A 25,982-nucleotide genomic window follows, 5' to 3' on the forward strand; every position below is an offset into this window, starting at 1 on the left:
CCGGAAACCGTGAATTGCCTGGCCGTCAGCGCAAGCGCCTTGCGGCGTCATCATCGGCCGAGGCCGACTGTTGTGCTGCATCACCGGTAAGCTTGACTTTCAGATTCTCGGTCATGAACTGCGTGCCGGCAGCGACGACCACATCGCCCGGCTTCAGCCCGTCGGCGACACTGACGCCGTCAGGCGTGAAGGCGGCGACCTTGACCGGATGCGCATGAACGGTACCGCCACTGCGGTCGACGGTCCAGACGATCGATTGGCTGTCCTTTTGTGCCAATGCGCTCAGCGGGATCGACACCAGCTGCTGCCGGTTGCCCGCCGCGGCTTCGATGGAGGCCGTCATGCCAAGCAGCACGTTCGGATCGTTGGGCAGGCTGACGCGAACGGCAAAGGTGCGCGACTGCGGATCGGCGCTGCCGGCGACTTCGCGGACCTTGCCTTCGAGCGTCAGCGCCTCATCGGACCAGAAACCCGCCTTGACGGTCTTGCCCGGCTTGAACTCGGCGATATCGGTTTCGGGAACAGCGATCAGGACTTCCTTCTCGCCGTCGATGGCAACGGTCACCACCGGCGTGCCTGAGCCGACCACCTGGCCGACATCGGCGGCAACGGCGGTGACGATGCCATTCTTGTCCGCCTTGAGATCGGTATAGCGGACCTGGTTCTGTGCCTGGGCAAGCTGCGAGCGGGCGGAGTCGCGCGTGGCGACCGCCTGATTGTAACTGAGCGTCGCCTGCTCGAGCTGCGACTTCGGTGCGAAATTCTTGGCGTAGAGCTGTTCGGCGCGCTTGCGCGTAAGCTCGACTGTCTCGACCTGACGGTCGGCGGCATCGAGGCTGGCCTGGGCGCTTCTCACCGAAAGCTCGTAGTCGGTGGGATCGATGCGGGCGAGAACGTCGCCGGGCTTGACGCGGTCACCGATGTCGACAAGGCGCTCGGTGATCTTGCCGTTGATGCGAAAGCCGAGATTCATCTCGGTGCGGGCGCGCACCGATCCGGAATAGGAGAGCTGACGGGTATCGCTCGCCTTGGCGATCTCGACCACCTTGACCGGGCGGATGATCTCCTTGACCTCGGCTTTCTCCTGCGAGCAGCCGGCGAGGCCGAGAGCGGCAACGACAATCAGTGCCAGGCCGGCGGCCGGTAGCCTGTAGGTGATGGACTTGGACAAAGACACTTTTCGTACTCCCGAACTGTGGGGATGAATTGCCGACATCACCGCCCGACGGGCGGCAACGGTCATTTCTTCAAGGCTCTGATGGCAAACTCGGTAAGCTCGTCCGGCGTCGCCCGGTTCTTCTTGGCGAGGCATTGGGCCATCATCTGCGGATGACAGAGGCTGATAATAGCAGCGCCGAAACACCTGGACGCGATCACCGGATCCTGATCGACGAACTCGCCGGTGGCGATGCCCTCGCGGATCACTTCCGCGACCAATTCGTGGATGCTGTCGATGTGCTTTTCGATGACATGCCAATCGCGTTCGATGGCGACGATGACCATCTCGTGCACTTTCTCCTGGTCGATCATGGTCTCGAGCGTCCACTGATAGTGCGTATGCACATAGCGGCGGAGCTTCTCGCTGGCGGTGCCGGGACCATGGCAGGCTTCGTAGGTCAACCGGTAGCAGGTGGCGAGCATACGGCCGCAAACCGCCTGGTGAATTTCCACCTTGGAGGCGAAGAAGCGATAGATGTTGGCGGTCGACATGCCAAGTTCGCGCGCTATGTCGGCGACGTTGGTCTTGCCGTAGCCGTAGTGGCGGAACAATCGCTCCGCGCAATCCAGGATGCGCGTGACATTTTCCTGGCGGGCGGAATCGGCGGTGGTGTCTAAGGTTTCAAGCATCTCGTTGGCCAAAATTTACGACTGACGAATTTAGAATTTCGTCACTCGTAAATTGAAAACCATCACCTGTCAAGACATGATTTCGGCCAGCTGACGCTGCTGATGACAGATGGTGACATCTCTGGACGGAGTTGGCCCATGAAGCGCATGTGGTTCCCGCCGGGCGCGCCTGCAACACCGCGCGTCTTTTTGAACGCACAGGATTTTGAAATGATGCTTCCCGAAATCGGTTCCGTTTTCGGGTCAGGCGCTAAGGCTGCTTCGCCATCTCCCGCAGCCGGAACTTCTGGATCTTGCCCGTCGAAGTCTTAGGGATTTCTGCAAAGATCACCGCTTTCGGCACCTTGAAGCGGGCGAGCAGCGCGCGGCAGTGCTCAATGATTTCGGCCTCGGTCGCCGCCTTGCCCGGCTTCAACTCGACATAGGCGACCGGCACCTCGCCCCATTTGTCGTCGGATCGGGCGACAACGCCACAGGAAGCAACGGCGGGGTGCTTGTAGAGCGCCTCCTCGACCTCGATCGAGGAAATATTCTCGCCGCCGGAGATGATGATGTCCTTGGAACGGTCCTTGAGTTGGATGTAGCCGTCCGGATGCATGACGCCGAGGTCGCCCGAATGGAACCAGCCGCCGGCAAAGGCCTCGTCGCTCGCCTTGCGGTTCTTGAGATAGCCTTTCATGACGATGTTGCCGCGGAACATCACCTCGCCGATCGTCTCACCGTCGGCCGGCATCTCTTGCATCGTCTGCGGGTCCATCACGGTCAGACCTTCGAGCGCGGCATAGCGCACGCCTTGCCTGGCCTTCTTCGCCGCCCTCGCCCCCTTCGCAAGCCGGTCCCACTCGCCATGCCATTCGTTGACGACGGCCGGGCCGTAGGTTTCGGTCAGGCCGTAGAGATGGGTGACGGCAAAACCCGCATCGGCCATGCCCGACAGCACCGCCTCAGGCGGCGGCGCCGCGGCGGTGTTGAAGGTGACGGTCTGCGGAAACTGCCGCTTGTCCTCGTCCCTGGCGTTGATCAGCACCGACATGACGATCGGCGCACCGCAGAGATGGGTGACGCCGTGATCGGCGATGGCGTCATAGATCGGCTTCGGCCGCACCCAGCGCAGGCAGACATGGGTGCCGGCCTGTACGGCAAGCGTCCAGGGAAAGCACCAGCCGTTGCAGTGGAACATCGGCAACGTCCACAGATAGACCGGGTGTTTGCCCATCCCGGCATGGATGGTGTTGGAATAGGCCATCAGTGCCGCGCCGCGGTGGTGGCAGACGACGCCCTTCGGATTGCCTGTCGTGCCGGAGGTGTAGTTGAGCGATATGGCGTCCCATTCGTCGTCCGGCATCGACCAGGCGAAATCCTCGTCGCCGCCGGCGACAAACGCCTCGTAGTCGAGCGTGCCGATCCGCAGGCCCTTGGCATAGGGCGCGTCGGCGGCGTAATCGGGATCGTCGTAGTCGATCACCAGCGGCTTGACCTTGGCCAGCGTCAGCGCTTGTCGAACCACGCCGGCGAATTCGCGGTCGACGATCAGCACCTTGGTTTCGGCATGCTCGAGCTGGAAGGCAATGACCGCGGCGTCGAGGCGGGTGTTGAGCGAATGCAGCACCGCCTTGGTCATCGGCACGCCGAAATGCGCTTCCAGCATCGGCGGCGTGTTGGACAGCATGACGGTAACGGTGTCGCCCCTGCCGATGCCGCGCTTCGCCAGCGCCGAGGCAAGCCTCAGCGAGCGCTTCCAGAAATCGCGATAGGTCGTGCGCTGGCGGCCATGGATGATGGCGGTCTGGTCGGGAAAGGTTTTTGCCGCCCGTTCAAAATAGGTCAGCGGCGTCAGCGGCTGGTGGTTGGCCGGGTTCCGGTCGAGGTCCTGTTCATAGGGATTGCCCATCCCGTCCTCCGCAATGTGTTCGTCGAGAACTTTAGCTACCGGCTTCCGGCCCGTCACCACCAACGATGCCACGACAGACCGCATTTGGAACAACAATGACGATCTCGATTCGACGGGCGCAAGAGCATTACCTGCCCGCGCCCAATTTGACTTTTGTCGAGAGCCGTGACTAATGTCAGGGAGGAGATGGTATGGCGATCCGACCGGCAGAACAGCTTATCCACAAGGCCGCCTGGCTTTACTATGCACACGGCCTGCGCCAGGACCAGGTGGCCAGCCAACTCAAGATTTCCCGTGCCTCGGTGGCCATGTATCTGCGCAAGGCGCGCGAGACCGGCATCGTCAACATCTCCACCTCGACCCAGCTTTTCACCGACGACGTGCTGGCACGCAAGCTGGAAGACGCGCTTAAGCTCGACGCGGTCTGGATCGCGCCGGAAAACGGCTATGTCGCCGATCCGTCGACCGACATCGCGGTGCTGGCGGCAAGCGTCTTTCTTGAGTTGGTCAGGAAGGGCGACCGTATCGGCGTCGCCTGGGGGCGGACCATCTACACGATCGCCGACATCATGTCCTATGCCGACCTGCAGGACGTGACGGTGGTGCAGCTCTGCGGCAATCTGGGAGCACCCTATTCGTACCGGCCGGACCAATGCACCATGGAAATCGCGCGCCGGCTCAATGCCAAGGGGCTGAATTTTTACGCGCCGCTGGTGCTGACGACGGAAGAACTGGCACGCGGCCTGCGCGCCGAACCGGTGATCCGCGAGCAGTTGTCGGGTATCGGTGACTGCGACCTGGCGCTATACTCGGTTGGCTCGGTGGATACCGACAGCCATCTGGTCAAATGCGGCGCGCTGACGCCAAGCGAAATGGCTGCATTGCGCAAGGCGGGTGCAGCCGGCGTCATTGCCGGGCAGATCATCGATACCGAAGGCCAGGCGCTCGACTGCAGCTACAACCGCCGGCTGATTTCGGCAGAGCTGTCATCGCTGCGCCAGATCGAAAAGCGCCTTGTGGTGGTGCAGGAAGAGAGCAAGTTCGAACCGCTCGTCGCGGCGATCGCCGGCGGGCTCTGCACCCATCTCGTCGTCGGCGCGCGCATGGCGCGACGGCTGCTCGACCATGCCGGAGCAGTAGCAGAAAAGGTCGCCTGATACCTAGTTTCAGTCGCCGACGCATTGTCATCAGGGCGTCGCGGCATTCCTGTTCACAACAAAAGAGAAATCGGACGAAGCTGACATGAAGAACCTGTGGAATGACGGCGACGCGGAGAAGCTGGTCGCCGACTATGCAAAGAAGGGTGTGGCCCGCGACCTGGCGCTGCGCGTCTATACGACCAGGCTGCTGGGCGGCGAGCCGCGGCTCGTCCTGCATGGCGGCGGCAACACCTCGTGCAAGACCAAGGCCACCGATCTTGTCGGCGACGAATGGGACGTGCTCTGCGTCAAGGGCAGCGGCTGGGACATGGGCGTCATCGAGCCGCAGGGCCTGCCGGCGGTCAAGCTCGGCGCGCTGTTGAAGGCGCGGTCGCTCAAGAAGCTCTCCGACGAGGACATGGTCGCGCTGCAGCGGGCGAACCTGATCGATCCGTCCTCGCCCAACCCTTCGGTCGAGACGCTGCTGCACGCCTTCCTGCCGCACAAATTCGTTGACCACACGCATTCGACCGCAATCCTGGCCATCGTCGACCAGGAGGACAGCGAGGCGCTGAGCAGAAAAGTGTTCGGCGAGAAAATGGGGTTCGTGCCTTACATCATGCCGGGCTTCGATCTGGCGAAGGCTGCCGCCGATGTTTTCGACGCCGACCCGACGGTCGAAGGCCTGATCCTCGACAAGCACGGCATTTTCACCTTCGGCGACGATGCCAGGCAGGCCTATGACCGGATGATCCATTATGTGAACGCCGCCGAGGATTTCATCGCCAGCCACGGCAAGCCGCGCACCGAAAAAGCGGCCTTGCCGGCCAGATTGGCCAAGCCCGCGGACATTGCGCCGATGCTGCGCGGCGCGGTGGCGGTGGCACGCGGCGAAGGCCGCTTCGACCGCATGGTCAGCGATTTCCGCACCTCGGATGCGATCGTCGATTTCATCAATTCGGCTAGAATTGCCGACTATGCCGGACGCGGCGTGTCGACGCCCGACCTGTCGATCCGCATCAAGACCGGACCGATGGCACTGCCGGCGCCCGACGCGGACAATGTCGGCGACTACAAATCCGTCATCCGCCAGCATGTCGAAAAATTCGCCAAGGACTATCGCGCCTATTTCGAAACCAACGATGCGCTCGACGACGTGAAGCGCACCATGCTCGACACGATGCCACGGCTGACGCTGGTGCCCGGCCTCGGCATGTTCGGCCACGGCCGCGCGCTCAAGGACGCGAAGATCGCCTCCGACGTCGGCGAAATGTGGATCGAGGCGGTACGCGGCGCCGAAGCCGTCGGCGATTTCCGCCCGCTCTCCAAAGCCGATCTGTTCCCGCTCGAATACTGGTCGCTGGAACAGGCCAAACTCGCCGCCAACAAGCCGAAGCCGCTGACCGGCCAGGTGGTACTGGTCACCGGCGGCGCCGGCGCGATCGGTGCTGCCACGGCAAAGCTATTCGCCGACAACGGTGCCCATGCGGTGGTCGTCGATGTCGACGGGTCAAGAGCTGCCGAGGCCGCCAAAAAAGCCGGTAACGGTTCGATCGGCATTGGCGCCGACATCACCGATCCGGAGCAGATGCGCGCTGCGTTCGACAAAGCCGTCGCCGTCTTCGGCGGCCTCGACATTCTCGTCTCCAATGCGGGCGCAGCCTGGGAGGGCCGGATCGGCGAGCTCGACGACGCCACTTTGCGCAAAAGTTTCGAACTCAATTTCTTCGCCCACCAGTCGGCGGCGCAGAATGCCGTGCGCATCATGCTCGAACAGGGCACCGGCGGCGTGCTGTTGTTCAATGCCTCCAAGCAGGCGATCAATCCGGGACCGAAGTTCGGCGCTTACGGCATCCCGAAGGCGGCAACGCTGTTCATGTCCAGGCAATATGCGCTCGACTACGGCGCGCAAGGCATCCGCTCCAATGCCGTCAACGCCGACCGCATCCGTTCGGGGCTGTTGACCGACGCCATGATCGCCAGCCGCTCGGGCGCGCGCGGCGTATCGGAGAAGGAGTACATGTCCGGCAACCTGCTCGGGCAGGAAGTGACGGCCGAAGACGTCGCCCAGGCCTTTCTGCATCAAGCGCTGGCCGATCGGACCACAGCCGATGTGACGACGGTCGACGGCGGCAACATCGCGGCGGCGCTGCGGTAGGCGGAACCGGCCGAGACAGGCACGCAACTCGGAATTTTGCGACACGGCCATGGAAGGCATTCTCGAACTGCTACTACAGCAGGCCTCGGATGCCTTCCCAAGCCTTTCTGCCCAGCTTTGAATCGGCCTCGTCATTGCCTCCATGTGCGTGCAATGTCGAGCGTGGTGTGCTCTCGCCTGGCAACAGAATGCGGTGTCCCGCATCCGGCGACGAAATGAGATGAGTGACCTTACCTGCTTCGCCGCGCCGCCTAATAATATCTCGGGCGAACGATAGGGAAGGCCACAGCGCATCGTTGCCACCGGCGACAAGCAGAAGCTCGGCCGATATGGTCTCAACGGGGATGGTCGCCGCATTCGCTTCGCTCTTGAAGGTTTTCAAACAGCATTCGAAAAGCCCCCTGTAAGATACCAGGCCATCCACATACTCTCGTGTCCAATCTGGATCTGCCGGCACAAACGGCAGCGCGATACCGTTGAGCGACCATGAGGATCGTTCAGGCCAACTGGCACCATCCCGGCCCGCACCGATATTCCCCCAAACTACCGATGACGGGCTGATCGCGACCACCGCGTTGATTCGCTGGTCATGGACCGCGGCAAGCAATGAGGCCTCGGCACCTTTGGATGTGCCGACATAAACGATGCGACGGCACCCTGTTTCAATGAGATAGTCTGTTGCTGCAAAGAACGTTTCCAGGGGAATTTCACATATTCCCGGAATCTGGCCCTCGCCGCCAAACCACTGCAACGCCAAGGCCGACGTACCGGCATCTGTAAAAAGCCGCGCGCGCCCGACATCAACACGACCACTCGATCCACCCAACACCACAACGCCCGTGGTGGCCTGCGAGCGTCGAAAAAATGTTCCAGCGACGGCGCCGGCAAGACTTTCCTCTACTACCGCCCGCACCTCCATGTACCCGCTGAATCCTGATTTCAATCGGCATGCAAAACCGGAGACTGCGACAATTGAAATTCGGCAGCCCGGCGCCAGACATCTTCGACAAAAAAGCCACCTGCAGCAAGCTGCTGCAGGCGGCTATTGTTTTGCTCGTGTCGAAAGTTACTTCGCGTTCGGGTTCGGCATCCAGGCCGGCATGGCGACATCGGCATGGGCGAATTGCGGCAGCTTGGCCGAGAGGTCCTCCATGTTCTTGATCTCCTTGTCGAGCAGGTCCTTCTGGGTGATCAGCGTCGGTGGCACAATGACGTTATGGCCGGGGTCTTCGCCGGCCAAGAGCTGCGCCAGCGCACGCACGGAGACCTGACCGACGACGGCCGGGTTGGTGGCGGCGGTTGCCGCCCAGGCGCTGTCGGGCTCGCGCATCGCGGCGATGTCGGAGGTCGATATGTCGGCCGAATAGATCTTGATATCCTTGTTCAGCCCGGCCTCGTCGACGGCGATCTTTACACCCTTGGCGAATTCGTCATAGGGCGCGAACATCACCTTGATGTCGGGATGAGCCGACAACACCGAGCGAGCCTGGTTGGCAACCGAATTGGCGATCGGATTGTCGAGCGTGCCGAACATGGCGGCTTCGTTGATGCCCGAATATTTCTTCTTGAATTCGACCCAGGTCTCGTTGCGGCGATCGAGCGGGGCGATGCCGGCGACATAGACATAGCCGGCCTTCCAGCTCTCGCCATTGTCTTTGACCGCCTGTTCGAGCGCCAGGCGCGCGAGGTCGCGGTCGGACTGTTCGATCTGCGGGATCTTGGGGTTTTCGACATTGACGTCGAAGGCGACGACCTTGATGCCGGCATCGACGGCACGCTGGGCGGCGTCCTTCATCGATTCCGTCAATCCGTGCTGGATGATGATGCCCTGGACGCCGAGCGCGATGGCCTGGTCGACCATGTCCGCCTGAAGCGCCGCGTCCTGACGGCTGTCGAGCACGCGCAGGTCGACGCCGAGCGCCTTGGCCTGCGCCTCAACGCCGGAGAGATAGGCCTGGAAGAAGTCGCCGGTCGAGAGATAGCGGACCAGCGCGATCTTGACGGCACCCGGCTTGTCGAACGGCGCCGGCCTGTCCTGCGCAATTGCCGGCAACTGCATCAGCAATGTTGCGCCGGCAAGCCCGAGCGCTGCTTTCCCCAAAAGTCTTCTTGTGATGTTCACGTCGTTTCCTCCACTTGTTGAACCCAAAATGTGACCCGGTCGAACCCTATCTCCTGCCCCTGCCGGACAGGGCGAAGGTGAAGACAAGGGCGACCACGAGAACCACGCCCTTGACGAAATCCTGCGTGTAGTAAGGCGCGTTCATCATCGTCAGGCCCTGCAGCAGCACGCCGACAAACACCGCGCCGACGGCCGTGCCGAAGGCGTTCGGTTTGGCGGCGCCGAGAACCGCGTAACCGATGAGTGCCGCAGCCACCGCGTCGAGCAACAGATTATTACCCGAGGCGATGTCGCCGCGTCCAAGCCGGGCGGCAAGCAAAATGCCGCCGATCGAGGCAAAAACCCCAGAAATAACGTAGGCCCAGATTTTGTATGCCTTGACAGGCGCGCCGGCGAGTTCGGCAGCGCGCTCGTTGCTGCCGACGGCGTACATCATGCGGCCGAAACGGGTGTATTCGAGAAAGAACCAGATCAGCACCGCCAGCACGAGCAGGACGACGACCGACACCGGAATGAGGTTCGGGATGAAGAAATCGAAGCGATGGCGGCCAAGCGCCAGGAACGCGGCGCCGAAGCTGCCGTTGGCGACCGAGCCGTCGGGCATGGTCATGCCGGTGGCGATCGAACGGCCCTCGGTAGGGATGCGCTGCAGGCCGACGAGCAGGAACATCATGCCGAGCGTCGCCAAAAGGTCCGGCACCCGCATATGGACGATCAGCCAGCCATTGATGAGGCCGACAACGGCGCCGATCACAAGACAGGCGACGACCGCCACGACGGCGTTCTGTTCCAGCACCACCATGACATAGGCAGCCGCCATCATGGCGCTGGTGGCGACCGAACCGATCGACAGGTCGAAGCCACCGACGACCAGCGTGGCGGTGACGCCGAGCGCCAGAACGCCGGTGATGGCGACCGACTGGAAGATGAAGACGGCGCTTTGCGGCGAGACGAAGCCATCGGCGGCAATGGCGAAATAGGCGATCAGACCGAACAACAGGACGATGAAGCCGTAGCGGATGGCATTGTCGCGCAGGATCATTCAGCGCTCCCGCACGCTGGCACTGTCTTTACCCAACCTGAACTCATGCCCTCTCCATTCCAATTCTCATCGTCTTCCTGCCGTCAGGCTGCGCTGTGCAACGGCCCGCCCGCCACTTCGGCCAGCAGCCGCTCGAGATCGACATCGGTGTTGCGGTGCTCGCCGACGATCGTCTGCTCCGACATCACCAGAATGCGATCGGCCGTCTCCAGGGCTTCGTCGAGTTCGGTGACGAACAGCAGCGTCGCGCGGCCGCTGGCGCTGGCCCGCAGCTTGGCGGCGATATCGCGCCTGGCCGAAATGTCGACGCCCTGAAATGGCTCGTCGAGGATGAAAAGCCTTGCGGTCTGCGATATCCAGCGGGCGACCATCACCTTCTGCTGATTGCCGCCGGAAAGCGACGACATCTCGTCCTTCTCCGAGCGGCAGACGATGCCCAACTCCTGGATCTGCTGGCGGGCAATGGCGCGTTCGATGCGGCGCTTGAGGACGCCGAGACGCGACATTCGCCTGTGGAACGGCAGGCTGATATTTTCCTGGATGTTGAAGTCGCCGACGATGCCGTTTTCGCCCCGGTCCTTGGCGACGAGAAACACGCCGGCGGCAATCGCTTCGCCCGTCGACGCCGGAGCATAGGGTTTCCCGTTCAGCACCATGGTCCCGGACAGCGGCTGGCGCAAGCCGAACAGCGTCTCGGCGAGCGCGGTCTTGCCGACGCCGACGAGGCCGGTGATGGCGACGACCTCGCCGTCGCCGAGCGTCAGCGAAATCGGCCTGGCGCCTTCGGCAATCCGCAAGCCGTCGGCAATAAAAATTGATTTGGCCGAATTCCTGGCGACGATCCGCTCGAGTTGGATCTTGCGGCCGAGCATGGCGTTGACCGCACCTTCATAGTCCAGCGGCTTCCTGTCGAAGATACCTGAGATGACCCCGTCGCGCATCGAAATGATGCGGTCGGCAAGCCGTCTGATGTCAGACATACGGTGCGAAATATAGAGAATGGCCACGCCTTGCTGGCGAAGCCGGTCGAGCAATGCGAACAGCCGGTCGGCTTCGGCACTGGACAGCGAGGAGGTCGGCTCGTCGAGGATCAGCACTTTCGGCCGGTGCGCCATGGCGCGGGCGATCGCCACCATCTGACGATCGGCCAGCGAGAGGTCACTGATGCGGGCCTTGAGGTCGATGGCCAGCCCCATGCGGTCGGCAACCGCCTTGGCCTCACGGCGCACCCGGCCTGGATTGAACAGCGTCGGCACGCCGCTGCCGCTCAGCCTGTCGAGCGTGAGGTTGGTTGCGACGTCGAGGTCGGCGACGACGCCGTCATTGATGTTCTGGTGGACGGTGACGACGCCGGCGCAGATCGCCTCGGCCGGCGTTTTCGGCGCAAAGTCCTGACCGACAAGCGACATCGAGCCGCCGCCATGGTCGTAGACGCCGCTGATGATCTTGACGAGGGTGGATTTGCCGGCGCCGTTGGCACCCATCAGCACGGTGACTTCGCCGGCATGCAATTCGAGCGAGACGCCGCCAAGCACCTCGATATGGCCAAAGGATTTCCTCAGGCCGTCGACGCGGAACACGGCATCATTGCCCATTCGTTCCTCCCTGACCGTGACGCTATGGGCTATATCGGCAATTGTCAACACGATTGACAATTGCTAGCGGGCTTCCTAGCTTGGCCCGACCGCCATGGCTCCGCTATCATCGGAGCACATAAGCGGGAGGTGAGGATGACTGGGAAATCGCCGTTCGAAGCACTGTCGGTCGAGACACTGGCGGGCCGTCTCCGTGCCAACGGGGCTCTGTGTTCGCAGATCGGCAAGGATACGAGCCGCTGGAAGGTCCGTGAAGTCGGCGACGGCAATCTGAACCTGGTGTTCATTGTCGAGGGTGCTGAGGGTGCGGCCGTGGTCAAGCAGGCCCTGCCCTACGTCCGGCTGGTCGGCGACAGCTGGCCGCTGCCGTTGAAACGCTCCTTTTTCGAATATCATGCGCTGACGCGGCAACAGGCGCGGGCGCCGGGTTCCGTGCCTGATATCTATCACTTCGACGAAGGCCAGGCGCTGATCATCATGGAATATCTGTCGCCGCACATTATCCTGCGGCGGGCGCTGATCGAGGGCCGGCAACTGCCCAACATCGCGAAAGACATCGGCCTGTTCATGGCCCGCACGCTGTTTCGCGGCTCCGACCTGCATATGGCGACCAAGGACCGCAAGGCCGATCTGGCGCTGTTCGCCGACAATGTCGAACTCTGCGACATCACCGAGAACCTGGTTTTCTCGGACCCGTATTTCGATGCCAAGATGAACCGGCACACCAGCCCGCAGCTCGATGGCATTGTCGCCGAACTGCGCGCCGACCGCGACCTCAAGGTCGAGGCGCAGCGGATGAAGCACCTCTTCGCCGCCAATGCCGAGACGCTGCTGCATGGCGACCTGCATTCCGGCTCGATCATGGTCACCGACACCGAAACGCGGATGATCGACCCCGAATTCGCCTTCTACGGTCCGATCGCCTTCGATGTTGGCATGCTGCTCGCCAATTTCTGGATGGCGTTCTTCTCGCAGCGCGGCCATGAGCAGAATGGCAAGCGCGACGCCATGCGCGCCTATCTGCTCGACGTCACGGTCGAGACATGGTCGGTATTCCGCGCCGAGTTCTCGCATCTGTGGCGAACCGAGCGCACCGGCATACTCTACCAGAAGAGCCTGTTCGAGGATCAGGGCGACAGTCTTGGCGCCGAGCAGGCGCTCGACCACATGCTGCATTCGATCTGGACCGATCTGCTCGGCTTTGCCGGCGTCGAGGTTCACCGGCGAATTCTCGGACTTGCCCACAATGCCGATTTCGAGACCATTGCCGATCAGGATCTGCGCGCCAGATGTGAGGCAAAGGCGCTGAAATTCGGCCGTCACCTCGCCGTCAACCGGCGCCAGATCCACAGCATCGACGAGGTCAACCAGTTGGCCGCGCTGATCGAACGGGAGAGCAGGATTTGAACGTCGGTGACCGCCACTACCGCACCATCTGGCCGAGTGACGACGGGCGTTCCGTGGAGATCATTGACCAGCGCTGGCTGCCGCATGATTTCCGCATCGAAAAGATCGATACCGTCGCCGGCATCGCCACGGCAATCCGCGACATGTGGGTGCGCGGGGCGCCGCTGATCGGCGTCACCGCCGCCTATGGCGTCGCCATGCAGATGGCCGACGATCCGTCGGATGCGGCGCTCGACGCCGTCTGGGCAACCCTGCACGAAACGCGCCCGACGGCGATCAATTTGCGGTGGGCGCTGAATGAAATGCAGCGCTTCCTGTTGGCGCTTCCCCTGGCAGAACGTGCCGCAGCCGCCTATCGGCGTGCCGGCAAGATCGCCGACGAGGATGTCGGCCTCAACCGCGCCATCGGCGCCCATGGGCTCGAAATCATCAAGACGATCGCGGCGCGCAAGCAGCTGGGCGAACCGGTCAATATCCTGACCCACTGCAACGCCGGCTGGCTGGCCACCGTCGACTACGGCACCGCCACCGCGCCGATCTATCTGGCGACGGAAGCCGGCATTCCAGTCCACGTCTATGTCGACGAAACGCGACCGCGCAACCAGGGCGCCCAATTGACCGCCTGGGAGATGGCCGGCCACGGCGTGCCGCACACGCTGATCGTCGACAATGCCGGCGGCCATCTGATGCAGCGCGGCCAGGTCGACATGGTCGTCGTCGGCACCGACAGGACCACCGCCGACGGCGATGTCTGCAACAAGATCGGTACCTATCTCAAGGCACTGGCCGCCGCCGACAACGACGTGCCGTTCTATGTCGCGCTGCCGTCGCCGACGATCGACTGGACGGTGGGCGACGGGTTGGCCGAAATCCCGATCGAGCAGCGTTCGCCCGACGAGGTCTCGCTGGTCTGGGGCAAGACCGCTTCCGGCGAGATTGCCCAGGTCCGCGTGTCGCCGGAAGCCACGCCGGCGGCCAACCCCGCCTTCGACGTGACGCCGGCGCGGCTGGTCACCGGCTTGATCACCGAACGCGGCGTCGCCACGGCCTCGCGCGAAGGCCTGAAGGCGATGTTTCCCGAGCGCGGATGATCCGCTTTGGAGTGCCAGGAGGCGCGCTGGATTTTGCCTGATCTCACGATTTCTTGAACACGGCGCGGTTAAAAAGGTCCGTTGCCTGTCCCAGATGGACGGTCGTATGCGTAGCGGCGGGGCGGCGCAACGCTCAAGCCGGGGCTGACCACGGCTCGGCGAGTGAACCAGCGGGATGCCGCGATGTCATTCAGACCGCTGCTTGGTGACGGACGGGTTCGGAGCCAGGAGGAAAAGTCGGAGCCCCTGCAAACCGCGTCATGGGTCAGCTCCTCGATCGTTTTCGACAACCGGCGGTGGGCGTGCCGGGAGGCGGAGCTCCGCTGGACAGCCCCTCATCATCTGATCGTGCTGACCGAAGAAGGCGGCACGTCCCATACGTCTATCCGGCACGAGGCAAGATCCCTCTACGACGGAATGGATCGTCCCGGAGCCCTCACCTTCGTCCCGGCAGGCGCGGAGCGACAGGGCTTCTATCGCGATGTAAACCTCTCATATTCAGCCCTGTGGATCGATCCCGATATCGGGCTTCCCGGATGCGAACGCCTGAGGAACCTGCCGATACTGGTAAACAAGAAGGACGCGGTCGTCGCCACGCTGCTGAGTTCGCTTCGCGACGAGATGGCCCTCGGTCACAAGCCGGACACTGCCTATGTCGAGCATCTGGTGGCCCTCGTCAGCCTCCGCGTGGCCAACCTGAGCCGGGAGCAACAGCCGCTCGTACGTCACGGCTGTCTCAGCCGCCGAGCACTTGGTCGAGTTCGGGATTATATCGATGCACGTATGAATTCCGACATTTCGCTAAGCGAGCTTGCAGCTGTCGCCGACTTGGCCGTCGACAGTTTTGCGCGGCGCTTCAAGGCGACGACCGGTCTTGCCCCCTATGCCTATGTAATCGAGGAACGGGTGCGGCGAGCGGAGGCACTGTTGCGCGAAACGGGTTTGTCGATCAGTACCATTGCCTTTCGGCTCGGCTTTTCAAGCCAGAGCCACTTCACCACGACGTTCCGGCGTCTCAGGGGCATGACGCCTCGTGCCTATCGGGTGAATTCTTCTCCAGAATCCTGATAGTGCCGCCGGTTTCTTGAAAGAAAGCCGCTGCGTGCGCCCCCACCTCCAGTGTCGATGACCGAACCCGAGGGTCCGCTGTCGGGGTCAAATTGCCGTCTGCGTCCTTCATTGCGACTGGGAGATCTTGCATGGCCAAAACAGACAACAGGAGGGGGCCAACGCGTCGAACCGTGTTGGAGGGCGGGGTGGCGACCGGGGTGCTCCTGGCTACCGGGATACCGGTCGGCGCCGAGCCGGCCGACACCGTCACGGCGACGGCATCTGGCACGCCGGTACCGACGATGCCGATATCGTTGCGGATCAACGCGAAGGACCTTGCCGTCGAACTCGACCCGCGGACGACGCTGCTCGATGCCCTGCGCAACCATCTCGGCCTCACCGGCTCGAAGAAGGGCTGCGATCACGGCCAGTGTGGCGCATGCACGGTGCTTGTCGATGGACGCCGGATCAATTCCTGCCTGACGCTTGCCGCAATGCATGATGGCGACGAGATCACCACGGTCGAGGGCCTTGCCGAGGGTGACCGGCTGCATCCGGTACAGGCCGCCTTCGTCGCCCGTGATGGTTTCCAGTGCGGCTACTGCACGCCGGGCCAGATCTGCTCGGCAGTGGGCATGCTGGGCGAAGCCAAGGCCGGCTGGCCGAGCCATGCGAGCGCCGACCTGGCAGCGGCTTCCGTCGCTCTCAGCGATGCCGAGATCCGCGAGCGGATGAGCGGCAACATCTGCCGTTGTGCCGCCTATCCGAACATTGTCGCAGCAATCCGCGACGCGGCAGAGGAGGCATGAGCAATGCAGTTCTTCACTTATGAACGTGCCGCAAATGCCGAGCAGGCAGCGGCCGCGGTTGCGGCGCGGCCGGACGCCAAGTTCATTAGCGGCGGCACCAACCTGCTCGACCTGATGAAGCTCGAGATCGAGCGCCCAGCGCATCTCGTCGACATCAGCCGGCTGCCGCTTGATCGGATCGAGGAGACGGCGGCAGGCGGGCTTCGGGTCGGAGCCCAGGTCCGCAACAGCGATCTCGCCGCCGACCCGCGGGTGAGGTCGCGCTACCCGATGCTCACGCAGGCGCTGCTGGCGGGAGCGTCCGGCCAGATACGCAACAAGGCCTCGACCAGCGGCAATCTCCTGCAACGCACGCGCTGCCCCTACTTCTACGACCGCAACATGCCCTGCAACAAGCGCCAGCCGGGTTCGGGCTGCGCGGCGCTTCAAGGCTTCAACCGCATGCACGCTGTACTGGGCGCGAGCGAAGCCTGCATCGCGGTCCATCCTTCGGACATGGCGGTCGCCATGTCCGGGCTCGACGCCAGGATCGAGACCGTTTCGCCCGGCGGCGAGACCCGCACGATCCCGATCGGCGATTTCCATCGATTGCCCGAGACGATGCCCCATGTGGAGACCGTGCTCGGCCACGGCGAAATGGTCGTCGCGGTTACCCTGCCGCCGCCACCACCCGGCCGGCAGCTTTACCGCAAAGTGCGCGACCGAGCTTCCTACGCCTTCGCGCTGGTGTCGGTGGCAGCAATCGTCGAAAAAAGCGACGATCGTATCCGAAGCGCTCGGATCGCCATGGGCGGCGTGGCAGCGAAACCCTGGCGCGCGACGGAGGCGGAGCGCGGGCTGGCAGGCGCAGCGGCGTCCGACGATACCTTTACCGACGCTGCCGAAGCCGCGCTCGCCGGAGCCGTTGGGCATGGCGCCAATGACTTCAAGATCCCGCTGGCGAAACGAACGGTGCGGCACACACTCGCTGCTGCCGTCGAGAGTGCGTGAGGCGACACGATGACAGAGACGACGACCCCGAACAGCGGTTCCCAGATGCAGGCGACGAGCAGGAGATCGATATGAAACTCACGCGACGCGCCGTTGCCGCCGCGGGTGGCGGCCTTTTTGTTTCTGCCGCCGCAGCTTGGGGCGCCACATCCGACCCGGGAGCTCGTCACGTGCTCGAGGCCGCCGTCGACGCCTTCTTTGCCGGCTGGGCCTCCGGCGACTGGACGGCATTCCTTGATTGTTGCGATGAGACGATGACCTTCCAATTCCCTGCCGGCGAGCAACGAGGCCGACACGGACCGCCAGAAGGCAAGCCAGCACTCGCAGCCTGGACCGCCGCGCATCAAGCGCAAGGAAACAGGATCACGAAATCGACCGTCGATCTCAAGCTCTTCGCCGCCGACTGGGTCATCGTCTGCGATCGCGGGAGCGGGACAATCAGCGGCGCGCCCTACACTGGCCTGCATGCGATCTTCATGCGCGCCGGCCCGACAGGGAAGCTGGTCGAGTTTCGCGAGTATTTCGGCGAGATCGCCGCGTGAGCTCCGGCCGCTGCGCGACGAACATGAAGGTGCGAGGAAAGAGGCGTCGTCGCGGCCTCGATGCTTCCGAACTCCAAATGAAAATCTTTAGGTGACTTATGAACGAGACCATACCCGGACTGCCCGGCTCCGCCACCCATTCAAGAGTGAAACCGCGTCCCGGTGCTGGCATCATCGGGAGGCCGATCGACCGCATCGACGGTCCGCTCAAAGTGACGGGCGGCGCCACATACGCTTACGAGAATGAGCTGGATGGTACAGCCTATGGCTACATTCTCGGCGCCGCCGTCGCCAAGGGCCGCATCGCCGAGATCGACACGACCGAAGCCGAACGGGCGCCGGCAGTGCTGCTCGTCATGACGCACCGCAATGCGCCGGCCCAGCCGGACTTCGGCCCGGCGGTCACGCCGACGGTGCCGGAGGTCTTCACCCGCGCCCGGCCTGCGCTCAACAGCGATCGGGTGCGGTATTACGACGAGCCGGTCGCGCTGGTCGTTGCGGAGACATTCGAGGCGGCACGCGCTGCTGCGGGCCTCATCAGAGTACGCTACGACGAGGAGCCGGGCCTCTACGATCTACCGGGACATATCGCCGACTCCTACGCGCCAAAGCGGACCAATGCCGGCTTCGAGACCGACAGCGTGGTCGGCGACTTCGAGCGCGCCTTTGCGACGGCGCCGATCAAGATCGATGCCACTTACGGGACCCCCTTCGAACATCACAATCCGATGGAGCCGCATGCGACGCTCGCCGCCTGGTCAGGCAACGAGCTGACGATCCGTACATCGGCGCAGACCCTCGCGAACTTCCGGGCGGGGGTCGCCAGCACGCTTCGCATTCCGCCCGAGCGTGTGCGCATCGTGAGCCCCTTCATCGGCGGCGGCTTCGGCTCCAAGCTGATTGCCCATTCCGATACGATCCTGGCCGCGCTTGCAGCGCAGGCCCTGCATCGCCCCGTGAAGATCGCGCTGACGCGGCAACAGATGTTCGCCAATGCCGGTCATCGCGCAGAGATGGTCCAACAGGTACGTCTCGGCGCGGACACTGACGGGCGGCTCACCGGGATCGCGCACGATGTCTGGTCCGCGACGTCCAGCTTCGAGGAGTACTGCGAACAAACGGCAGTTTTTGCGCGCTCGCTCTATGCGGCGCCGAACCGTCTCACCCGCCATCGCCTGGTTCCGCTGGACATCAACCGCGGCGAATGGATGCGCTCGCCCGGCGAAGCGCCCGGCATGCTGGCTTTCGAATGCGCCATGGATGAACTCGCCGAGCAGGTCGGCCTGGACCCGATCGAACTCAGGATCCGCAACGAACCGGCTCAGGATCCCGAGCGCGGAGTGCCGTTCTCCACCCGCAATCTCGTCGCCTGCATGGAGGAAGGCGCCCGCCGTTTCGGTTGGAAGCGGAGAAACCCGACACCGGGCCGAACCCGGGAGGGCCGGAAGCTCATCGGCTACGGCATGGCGGCGGCGATCCGTCCGAACTACATCGGCGCGGCGACGGCGCGAGTTGCGATCGACCGGGACGGTCGGGTGACGGCGCGGCTCGACATGACCGATATTGGGACCGGCACCTATACGATCCTGACCCAGATTGCCGCCGAGAGCCTCGGCGTGCCGATCTCGTCTGTCAAGGTGGAGCTCGGCGACAGCCGTTTCCCGCGTACCGCCGGCTCCGGCGGGTCCTGGGGCGCAGCAAGCGCGGGTTCGGCCCTGTATAATGCGTGCAACGCCCTCAAGGAACGGATCCTGGACGCGGCGCAGTCGAGCGAGGCCTCGCCGTTGCGCGGCGCGAACACCACCGAGGCAAGATTTGCCGACAGCGAAGTCAGGATCGGCCAGCGGTCGGCGAGCCTGGCCGATCTCATCCGAGGGATCGCTCCCGACGGGTTCGAGGCCGAAGGCTCCGTAGCCGCAGGCGCCACCACCCAGTCATACAAGACTTATTCGCAGCATTCGTACGGAGCGCATTTCGCCGAGGTCGCTGTCGATTGCGATACCGGTGAAATCCGCATGCGCCGGATGCTGGCAGTGATCGGCGCGGGCCGTATCCTCAACGCCAAGACCGCGCGTTCGCAAATCATCGGCGGCATGACCTGGGGGATCGGTGCGGCGCTGATGGAGCAGACGGTGCTCGACCCGCGCTACGGCCACTTCGTCAATCACGATCTTGCCGAGTATCATGTGCCGGTCAATGGCGACGTCCCCGAGATGGAAGTCGTCTTCCTCGAGGAAGACGACGACAAGGCCAATCCGCTTGGCGCGAAGGGCCTCGGCGAGCTCGGCGTCTGCGGTGCGGGGGCTGCTGTCGCCAACGCCGTCTACAACGCGACCGGAGTGCGTGTGCGTGAATTTCCCATCACCTTGGACAAGGTGCTGCCTGCCTTGCCCGTGATCGCCATTTGATGCTGCAACTTATCAGCGCCTCCCTCGCCCTCAAGGGTGACCAAGTCGGACCGGATGGCCATTTCTGCGCCATCGGCGACGACGTCGGTGGTTGACAGCGCTATCCGGTCCTTCCATACAAACGCCGTCAATGTTCTCAGGGCGGGGTGAAAGTCCCCACCGGCGGTAAGGGTCTCGGCCCAAGCCCGCGAGCGCTTTCCGGTTAGCCGGAGGGGTCAGCAGATCCGGTGAGATTCCGGAGCCGACGGTCACAGTCCGGATGGAAGAGAACGAATGGAAGACGGTCCGCTTTCGCGGTTCGGACTCCGTATCGTGCGTCCTGATTCTGGTTGGAAACGGAAGGATGGACCCATGAATCAGCATTCCCAGAACGACTATGAAACGATCCGCGTTGCCGTCATTCGGGCGCGCTGGCACGCCGATATCGTCGACCAATGCGTTGAAGCATTCGAGGCGGAACTGGCGGTTGTCGGGGAGAAACGCTTTGCCGTCGATGTCTTCGATGTGCCGGGCGCCTTTGAGATTCCCCTGCATGCAAAGATGCTTGCCGAGACCGGCCGCTATGCCGCTATCCTCGGCGCCGCGTTCGTCGTCAATGGCGGCATCTACCGGCATGAGTTCGTGGCGAGTGCGGTCATCGACGGCATGATGAACGTGCAATTGTCGACTGGCGTGCCGGTGCTTTCGGCGGTGCTGACGCCGCACAACTACCATGACAGCGCTGACCATCACCGCTTCTTCTTCGAGCATTTCAGGGTCAAGGGCAAAGAGGCGGCCGGTGCCTGCGTGCAACTGCTGGCGACACGCGAACGCATCGCGGCGTGAAATCTCCGTCGCCGGGTGGAAATCCCGGTAAGGCGCTGTAGTATCTCACGAAAACTAGGGAGGATGCCGGTGCAGACCAAGAAGATCATCAATGACGGCAACCGCTCCGTCGACGAGATGCTGGAGGGCATTCTGGCCGCGCATCCGCGCCATCTCCGAAGTGCGGACGGCAGCCCCCGCTCCATCATCGCCCGCGACGGGCCGCGCCCAGGCAAGGTCGGCCTTGTCATCGGCGGCGGCTCGGGCCACGAGCCGACCTTCCTTGGCTTCGTCGGCAAGGGGCTTGCCGACGCGGCCGCGATCGGCAACGTTTTTGCCTCGCCGCCGCCGGACCCGATCCTCGAATGCGCCAAAGCGGCCAGCGGCGGTGCCGGTGTGCTGTTCATGTACGGCAACTATGCCGGCGACGTGATGAATTTCGACATGGCCGCCGAAATGGCGGCGATGGACGATATCGAGGTGCGCACCGTGCTGACCACCGACGATGTCGCCTCGGCGCCACGCGACCAGAGGCAGAAGCGGCGCGGCGTCGCCGGCAATTTCTTCATCTTCAAGGCTGTCGGTGCCGCATGCGACCGGATGCTGACATTCGATGAATGCGAGCGTATCGCCAGGAAGGCCAACGATCAGACCTTCACTATGGGCGTGGCGCTTTCGCCCTGTTCGCTGCCGCAGACCCGCCGGCCGAATTTCGAAATCGGACCGGACGAGATGGAGATCGGCATGGGCATCCATGGCGAGCCGGGCATCGCACGCGGAAAACTAAAGACGGCCGACGAGATCACCGACGAGATGCTGGACAAGATCCTCGACGAAATGGCGCCGACGCGCAGCGACAAGGTCGCCGTGCTGGTCAATTCGCTCGGTTCGACGCCGCTGATGGAGCTCTACATCATGAACCGGCGGGTCAAGCAGAGGCTCGACGACATCGGCGTTTCCGTCCACGCGACCTGGGTCGGCAATTATTGCACCTCGCTCGAAATGGCCGGCGCCTCAGTGACGCTGATGCATCTCGACGGCGAATTGCAGGAGATGCTCGACCATCCCTGCGACTGCGCCATGTTCCGCGCCGGCTGAGAAAGCATCATGACCTCGATCGACTCAGCCGGCTTGAAAAGAATGTTCGATGAGATCGCGGCGGCGATCGACGCCGACAAGGACAGGCTCTGCCAACTCGACGGCGTCATCGGCGACGCCGACCACGGCATCGCCATGGCGCTTGGCTTCGGCGCGGTACGCGAGGCGCTGGCGCAACTCGACCTCGCGGCGACCGGACCGACGGCGCTGCTCAATACCGCGGCAAAGTCGTTCCTCAACGCCGTCGGCGCGTCGTCAGGCCCACTCTATGCGACCGCCTTCATGCGCGCTGCCGCCGCCGTCAAAGGCAAGGCAATTCTGGAGGATGCTGACATCATCGCCATGCTCCGGGCGATGGCGCAAGGCATCCAGGATCGCGGCAAGGCCGAGCTCGGCGAAAAGACCATGGTCGACGCCTGGCTGCCGGCAGCACAGGCAGCGGGCGCCGCGCAGGAAGCCGGCAAGACCCTGTTGGAGAGCTTGGAAACTGCACTCGCCGCAGCCGAACGGGGCGCCGAGGCAACCAAGGATATGATCGCCGCGAAGGGCCGCTCCTCGCGGCTCGGCGAACGATCGCTCGGGCATATGGATCCCGGCGCTGCCTCGGCCGTCACGATCATCAAAGCGATACGGGACAGTCTGGCTTAACGGACCTTCGCTGCATCGAGCCTGTCGATCGCCTGGACATTGCCGGCCGACGGTCCCATCTCATCGAATTCCGAGGCAAGCCATGCATCGACGATCGACTTGGCCAATTCCGGGCCGATGACGCGCGCGCCCATGGTGATGATCTGGGCGTTGTTGGATTTTGCAGCGCGCTCGGCCGAATAGGTGTCGTGGGTGAGTGCGGCGCGAATGCCGGGAACCTTGTTGGCGGAAATGGATACGCCGATGCCGGTGCCGCAAAACAGGATGCCGCGATCGTTCTCGCCGTCCAGGATGGTCTGGGCGAGCTTCTGTGACAGGTCGGCGTAGAAGCCCGTCTGGCTGAGATCGCTGACCGTGAGGCCGGGCTTGGTGGCGAGGTGAGCGGCGATGACATCGAGCAGCGGTTTGCCGGCGCTGTCGGCTCCAATGGCTATTTTCATGTTCGGTTTCCTTCCTGTTCGATGGTTCAGATCGCCGCTGAGGCGCGTTTGAGGATGTCTATATAGCCGTCCGCCTGCCAGGCGGAACGGCCGATGAACAAGCCGTCTATATGAGACTGTCCGATCAGTTCGGCGGCATTTTGCGGATTGACGCTGCCGCCATAAAGCACCGGCGGCACGGCCGGCAGCAGGTCGCGCGCGATTTTCTTGATCAGCGCCTGCTGTCTGCCGGCATAGTCCGAGCTTGCCGGCACGCCCTTGTCGCCGATCGCCCAGACCGGCTCATAGGCAAACAGGATCGTCGCCGCCCTGGCCGCGCCTTCGAGAAACTGCAGCGCGCCGTGCACCTGCAAGGCCAGCACCGTATCCGCCTGCCCGCTGTCGCGTTGAGCCAAAGTCTCGCCGACGCAGATCAGTGGCACGAGACCGTGCTTCACCGCCGCTGCGGTCTTCAGCCCGACAGCCTTGTCGGTCTCGCCGAAATACTCGCGCCGTTCGCTGTGGCCCAACTCTACCATATCAAGTTCGCAGTCTTTCAGCATTACCGGCGAGATCTCGCCGGTCCAGGCGCCGGCGTCAGCCCAATGCATGTTCTGCGCGCCGACCTTGATGCGCGTCGGCGACAGCGCTTTCTTGACCTCGCGGACCGCCGTGAAGGGTGGGATGACGAAGGGCTGGATGCGCTCGTCGAAACCGGGGACGAACTCGGCCAATGCCCTCGTGAAAGCCATCGCCTCGGCGAGCGTCTTGTTCATTTTCCAGCTGGTGCCGACCCAGTAAACCATGCGTGCTCCTCCTACTCTGCGACCACTGTCAGCGACACGCCGTCACCATCCAGCGCCGCACGCATCTGCGGCTGCGGCTCGCGGCCGGTGAAGACGGTATCGAAAGCCTTGAGATCGGTCAGGAAATGCAAGGCTGTGCGGCCGAACTTGCCGTGATCGACCAGCAGATATTTGCGCGCCGCAGCGGCCATCATCAGCCGTTTGGTCTGGACCACTTCCTGATCCTGGTGAAAGGCGGAAGCGCCGTGGATAGCCGATGACGACAGGAAGGCGACATCGGCGCGCAATGATTTCAGTGTATCTTCGGCGAGCAGGCCGAAGAAGCCGTGAAACTTCTTGCTGTACTGGCCGCCGAGCGCAATCAGGTTGATGCCGGCAACGCCCGCCAAATCCTGGATGACAGCCAGATTGTTCGAGATCACCGTCAGCGGACGCAGATCGACGAGATGCCGAGCAACGCCGCCCGCGGTCGAGCCGTCGTCGATGATCACCGTCTGACCCGGTTCGATCATCGTCACGGCAGCGGCGGCGATGCGCTTTTTCTCGTCGCCGGCCAGTCTCTGGCGGTAGCGGAAATCGCTCTCGAAAAGGCTGCTCGGCTGAATCGAGGCGCCGCCGCGTACCTTGCGCAGGAAGCCGCCCTCCTCGAGCTCGTCGAGGTCGCGGTGGACGGTCATCTTGGAGACGCCGAAGCGCGAGGCAAGATCGTCGACACTGGCGGTGCCGGTGTCCATCAGAAAATCCATGATGCCTTGCCGACGGCCGTCGCTCTTCATTTCCGCGGCTTCCTCGTGCAATCCGAACCACGTTCCGAGATATAACAGGAAACGTCGCATAGCCACCAGTATTTTTGTGATAATGTTATATCTGCCTGGGATATCATGACGTTTCTGACGGCGTGCCGTAACAAGAATTGCTGTCGGCCGGGCGTCCAGCGGTTGCGGTGCAGCGGAAATCCGGCCAGAAGCTTTAGCGGGCTCGACAATAGCCGAACAGCCCGCAAACACTGGCTCGAAACCGGATACGGGAGACTACTGAGTGGCTCGCATCACACTGAGACAATTGCTCGATCATGCCGCCGAATACGGTTATGGCGTGCCTGCCTTCAACATGAACAATATGGAACAGGGCCTCGCCATCATGGAGGCAGCCGAGGAGACCAAATCGCCGGTCATCCTGCAGGCGAGCCGCGGCGCGCGGGCCTACGCCAACGATGTCGTGCTGGCCAAGCTGATCGACGCGCTGGTCGAAATCCATCCCGATATCCCGGTCTGCATGCATCTCGACCATGGCAACAACGAAGCGACCTGCGTTACCGCAATCCAGTACGGCTTCACCTCGGTGATGATGGACGGATCGCTGAAGGAAGACGGCAAGACGCCGGCCGACTACGCCTATAATTCCGGTATCACCCGCCGCGTCGTCGATATGGCGCATTGGGGCGGCGTGTCGGTGGAGGGCGAGATCGGCGTTCTCGGATCGCTAGAGATGGGCGGCGGCGAACAGGAGGACGGCCATGGCGTCGAGGGCGTCATCAGCCACGATCAGCTGCTGACCGACCCGGTTCAGGCCGAACAGTTCGTGCGCGACACCCGTGTCGATGCGCTGGCCGTCGCCATGGGCACCAGCCACGGCGCCTACAAGTTCAGCCGCAAGCCGGACGGCGCGGTGCTTGCCATGAACGTCATCGAGGAAATCCACCGCCGCTTGCCGAACATGCACCTCGTCATGCACGGCTCGTCCTCGGTGCCGGAGGAGCTGCAGGAGATCATCAACAAATATGGCGGCCAGATGAAGCCGACATGGGGGGTGCCGGTCGAGGAAATCCAGCGCGGCATCAAGCATGGCGTGCGCAAGATCAATATCGATACCGACAACCGCATGGCGCTGACCGGCGCGATCCGCAAGGTGCTGACCGAGAACCCGAGCGAATTCGATCCGCGCAAATATCTGACGCCGGCGATGGCCGCCATGCGGAAGCTGTGCAAGGAGCGTTTCGAGCAGTTCGGCACTGCCGGCAACGCACCGAGGATCAAGCCGCTGCCGGTCTCGGAAATGGCCAAGCGCTACAAGTCGGGCAGTCTCGATCCGAAATTCGGCTGACATATTCCGGTT

At 63.2% G+C, this 25,982-nt stretch carries 23 protein-coding genes and 1 riboswitch; of the genes, 13 read left to right on the forward strand and 10 right to left on the reverse strand.

What is annotated here, in order from left to right; genetic code table 11:
• Positions 1–25 precede the first annotated feature (25 nt).
• The 3 genes from NKH43_RS00335 to NKH43_RS00345 form a co-directional block, all read right to left on the reverse strand.
• Entirely contained in the window at positions 26–1,177 is a 1,152-nt protein-coding gene (locus NKH43_RS00335; protein WP_023716753.1) for an efflux RND transporter periplasmic adaptor subunit, read from the reverse strand.
• Positions 1,178–1,239: 62 nt separating this feature from the next.
• Positions 1,240–1,848: a TetR/AcrR family transcriptional regulator gene (locus NKH43_RS00340; protein ID WP_023716752.1), complete on the reverse strand. Its 609-nt coding sequence runs from the start codon at positions 1,846–1,848 to the stop codon at positions 1,240–1,242.
• Positions 1,849–2,098: 250 nt separating this feature from the next.
• A complete protein-coding gene (locus tag NKH43_RS00345) occupies positions 2,099–3,739 on the reverse strand; it encodes an acyl-CoA synthetase (protein WP_352856039.1) in 1,641 nt (546 codons plus the stop codon).
• Between the two features lie 191 nt (positions 3,740–3,930).
• Between NKH43_RS00345 and NKH43_RS00350 the strand changes: the two genes are divergently transcribed.
• Together NKH43_RS00350 and NKH43_RS00355 are read left to right on the forward strand one after the other, a co-directional pair.
• Positions 3,931–4,896: a sugar-binding transcriptional regulator gene (locus NKH43_RS00350; protein ID WP_352482687.1), complete on the forward strand. Its 966-nt coding sequence runs from the start codon at positions 3,931–3,933 to the stop codon at positions 4,894–4,896.
• An 85-nt stretch (positions 4,897–4,981) separates the two neighbouring features.
• Positions 4,982–7,036 carry a bifunctional aldolase/short-chain dehydrogenase gene (locus NKH43_RS00355; protein WP_352856042.1) on the forward strand — a complete coding sequence of 685 codons (2,055 nt, stop codon included), beginning with the start codon at positions 4,982–4,984 and terminating at the stop codon, positions 7,034–7,036.
• A 73-nt stretch (positions 7,037–7,109) separates the two neighbouring features.
• Here NKH43_RS00355 and NKH43_RS00360 read toward each other — a convergent pair whose 3' ends face one another.
• From NKH43_RS00360 to NKH43_RS00375, 4 genes are all read right to left on the reverse strand, one after another.
• Positions 7,110–7,955: an acyl-CoA thioester hydrolase/BAAT C-terminal domain-containing protein gene (locus tag NKH43_RS00360; RefSeq protein WP_352482690.1), complete on the reverse strand. Its 846-nt coding sequence runs from the start codon at positions 7,953–7,955 to the stop codon at positions 7,110–7,112.
• Between the two features lie 147 nt (positions 7,956–8,102).
• A complete protein-coding gene (locus NKH43_RS00365; protein WP_352482691.1) occupies positions 8,103–9,158 on the reverse strand; it encodes a substrate-binding domain-containing protein in 1,056 nt (351 codons plus the stop codon).
• Between the two features lie 46 nt (positions 9,159–9,204).
• Entirely contained in the window at positions 9,205–10,200 is a 996-nt protein-coding gene (locus NKH43_RS00370) for an ABC transporter permease (protein ID WP_352856046.1), read from the reverse strand.
• 83 nt (positions 10,201–10,283) lie between these two features.
• Positions 10,284–11,795 carry a sugar ABC transporter ATP-binding protein gene (locus NKH43_RS00375; protein ID WP_023716745.1) on the reverse strand — a complete coding sequence of 504 codons (1,512 nt, stop codon included), beginning with the start codon at positions 11,793–11,795 and terminating at the stop codon, positions 10,284–10,286.
• 135 nt (positions 11,796–11,930) lie between these two features.
• On the opposite strand from NKH43_RS00375, the gene mtnK reads away from it, so the two are divergent.
• The 10 genes from mtnK (at position 11,931) to dhaL (ending at position 22,642) form a co-directional block, all read left to right on the forward strand.
• On the forward strand, positions 11,931–13,202 hold the full coding sequence (gene mtnK / locus NKH43_RS00380; RefSeq protein ID WP_352856048.1) for an S-methyl-5-thioribose kinase: 1,272 nt from the start codon (positions 11,931–11,933) through the stop codon (positions 13,200–13,202).
• Positions 13,199–14,293: an S-methyl-5-thioribose-1-phosphate isomerase gene (gene mtnA, locus NKH43_RS00385; RefSeq protein ID WP_352856051.1), complete on the forward strand. Its 1,095-nt coding sequence runs from the start codon at positions 13,199–13,201 to the stop codon at positions 14,291–14,293. The genes mtnK and mtnA overlap by 4 nt, the downstream gene beginning before the upstream one ends.
• Before the next feature lie 183 nt (positions 14,294–14,476).
• Positions 14,477–15,361: a helix-turn-helix domain-containing protein gene (locus NKH43_RS00390; protein WP_352482884.1), complete on the forward strand. Its 885-nt coding sequence runs from the start codon at positions 14,477–14,479 to the stop codon at positions 15,359–15,361.
• Positions 15,362–15,492: 131 nt separating this feature from the next.
• Complete coding sequence (locus tag NKH43_RS00395; protein ID WP_352856055.1) at positions 15,493–16,152, forward strand: 2Fe-2S iron-sulfur cluster-binding protein; 660 nt, start codon at positions 15,493–15,495, stop codon at positions 16,150–16,152.
• Positions 16,153–16,155: 3 nt separating this feature from the next.
• Complete coding sequence (locus NKH43_RS00400; protein WP_352856058.1) at positions 16,156–17,142, forward strand: FAD binding domain-containing protein; 987 nt, start codon at positions 16,156–16,158, stop codon at positions 17,140–17,142.
• 71 nt (positions 17,143–17,213) lie between these two features.
• On the forward strand, positions 17,214–17,684 hold the full coding sequence (locus tag NKH43_RS00405) for a nuclear transport factor 2 family protein (RefSeq protein ID WP_352856061.1): 471 nt from the start codon (positions 17,214–17,216) through the stop codon (positions 17,682–17,684).
• 98 nt (positions 17,685–17,782) lie between these two features.
• Positions 17,783–20,092 (forward strand): xanthine dehydrogenase family protein molybdopterin-binding subunit, encoded by a 2,310-nt coding sequence (locus NKH43_RS00410; RefSeq protein ID WP_352856064.1) that lies wholly within the window; start codon positions 17,783–17,785, stop codon positions 20,090–20,092.
• A 128-nt stretch (positions 20,093–20,220) separates the two neighbouring features.
• A riboswitch (FMN riboswitch) is annotated at positions 20,221–20,367 on the forward strand.
• Positions 20,368–20,443: 76 nt separating this feature from the next.
• On the forward strand, positions 20,444–20,917 hold the full coding sequence (locus tag NKH43_RS00415) for a 6,7-dimethyl-8-ribityllumazine synthase (protein WP_352482699.1): 474 nt from the start codon (positions 20,444–20,446) through the stop codon (positions 20,915–20,917).
• 63 nt (positions 20,918–20,980) lie between these two features.
• Positions 20,981–21,994, forward strand: coding sequence for a dihydroxyacetone kinase subunit DhaK (locus tag NKH43_RS00420; protein WP_352845860.1), 1,014 nt, complete (start codon positions 20,981–20,983; stop codon positions 21,992–21,994).
• A gap of 9 nt (positions 21,995–22,003) precedes the next feature.
• Complete coding sequence (gene dhaL, locus NKH43_RS00425; protein WP_352482704.1) at positions 22,004–22,642, forward strand: dihydroxyacetone kinase subunit DhaL; 639 nt, start codon at positions 22,004–22,006, stop codon at positions 22,640–22,642.
• On the opposite strand, the gene derI is transcribed toward dhaL, so the two are convergent.
• From derI to NKH43_RS00440, 3 genes are read right to left on the reverse strand one after another with little or no spacing between them, the layout of a single operon-like run.
• A complete protein-coding gene (gene derI / locus NKH43_RS00430) occupies positions 22,639–23,082 on the reverse strand; it encodes a D-erythrulose-4-phosphate isomerase (RefSeq protein ID WP_352482706.1) in 444 nt (147 codons plus the stop codon). The genes dhaL and derI overlap by 4 nt on opposite strands.
• Positions 23,083–23,108: 26 nt before the next feature.
• Positions 23,109–23,867: a triose-phosphate isomerase gene (locus NKH43_RS00435; protein WP_352482707.1), complete on the reverse strand. Its 759-nt coding sequence runs from the start codon at positions 23,865–23,867 to the stop codon at positions 23,109–23,111.
• A gap of 11 nt (positions 23,868–23,878) precedes the next feature.
• Complete coding sequence (locus NKH43_RS00440; RefSeq protein ID WP_352482709.1) at positions 23,879–24,643, reverse strand: DeoR/GlpR family DNA-binding transcription regulator; 765 nt, start codon at positions 24,641–24,643, stop codon at positions 23,879–23,881.
• Between the two features lie 262 nt (positions 24,644–24,905).
• Between NKH43_RS00440 and fba the strand changes: the two genes are divergently transcribed.
• Positions 24,906–25,970: a class II fructose-bisphosphate aldolase gene (gene fba, locus NKH43_RS00445; RefSeq protein WP_352547511.1), complete on the forward strand. Its 1,065-nt coding sequence runs from the start codon at positions 24,906–24,908 to the stop codon at positions 25,968–25,970.
• Positions 25,971–25,982 lie beyond the last annotated feature (12 nt).

It is taken from the genome of Mesorhizobium sp. M1163 (genome assembly GCF_040318415.1).
Classification (GTDB): Bacteria; Pseudomonadota; Alphaproteobacteria; order Rhizobiales; family Rhizobiaceae; genus Mesorhizobium.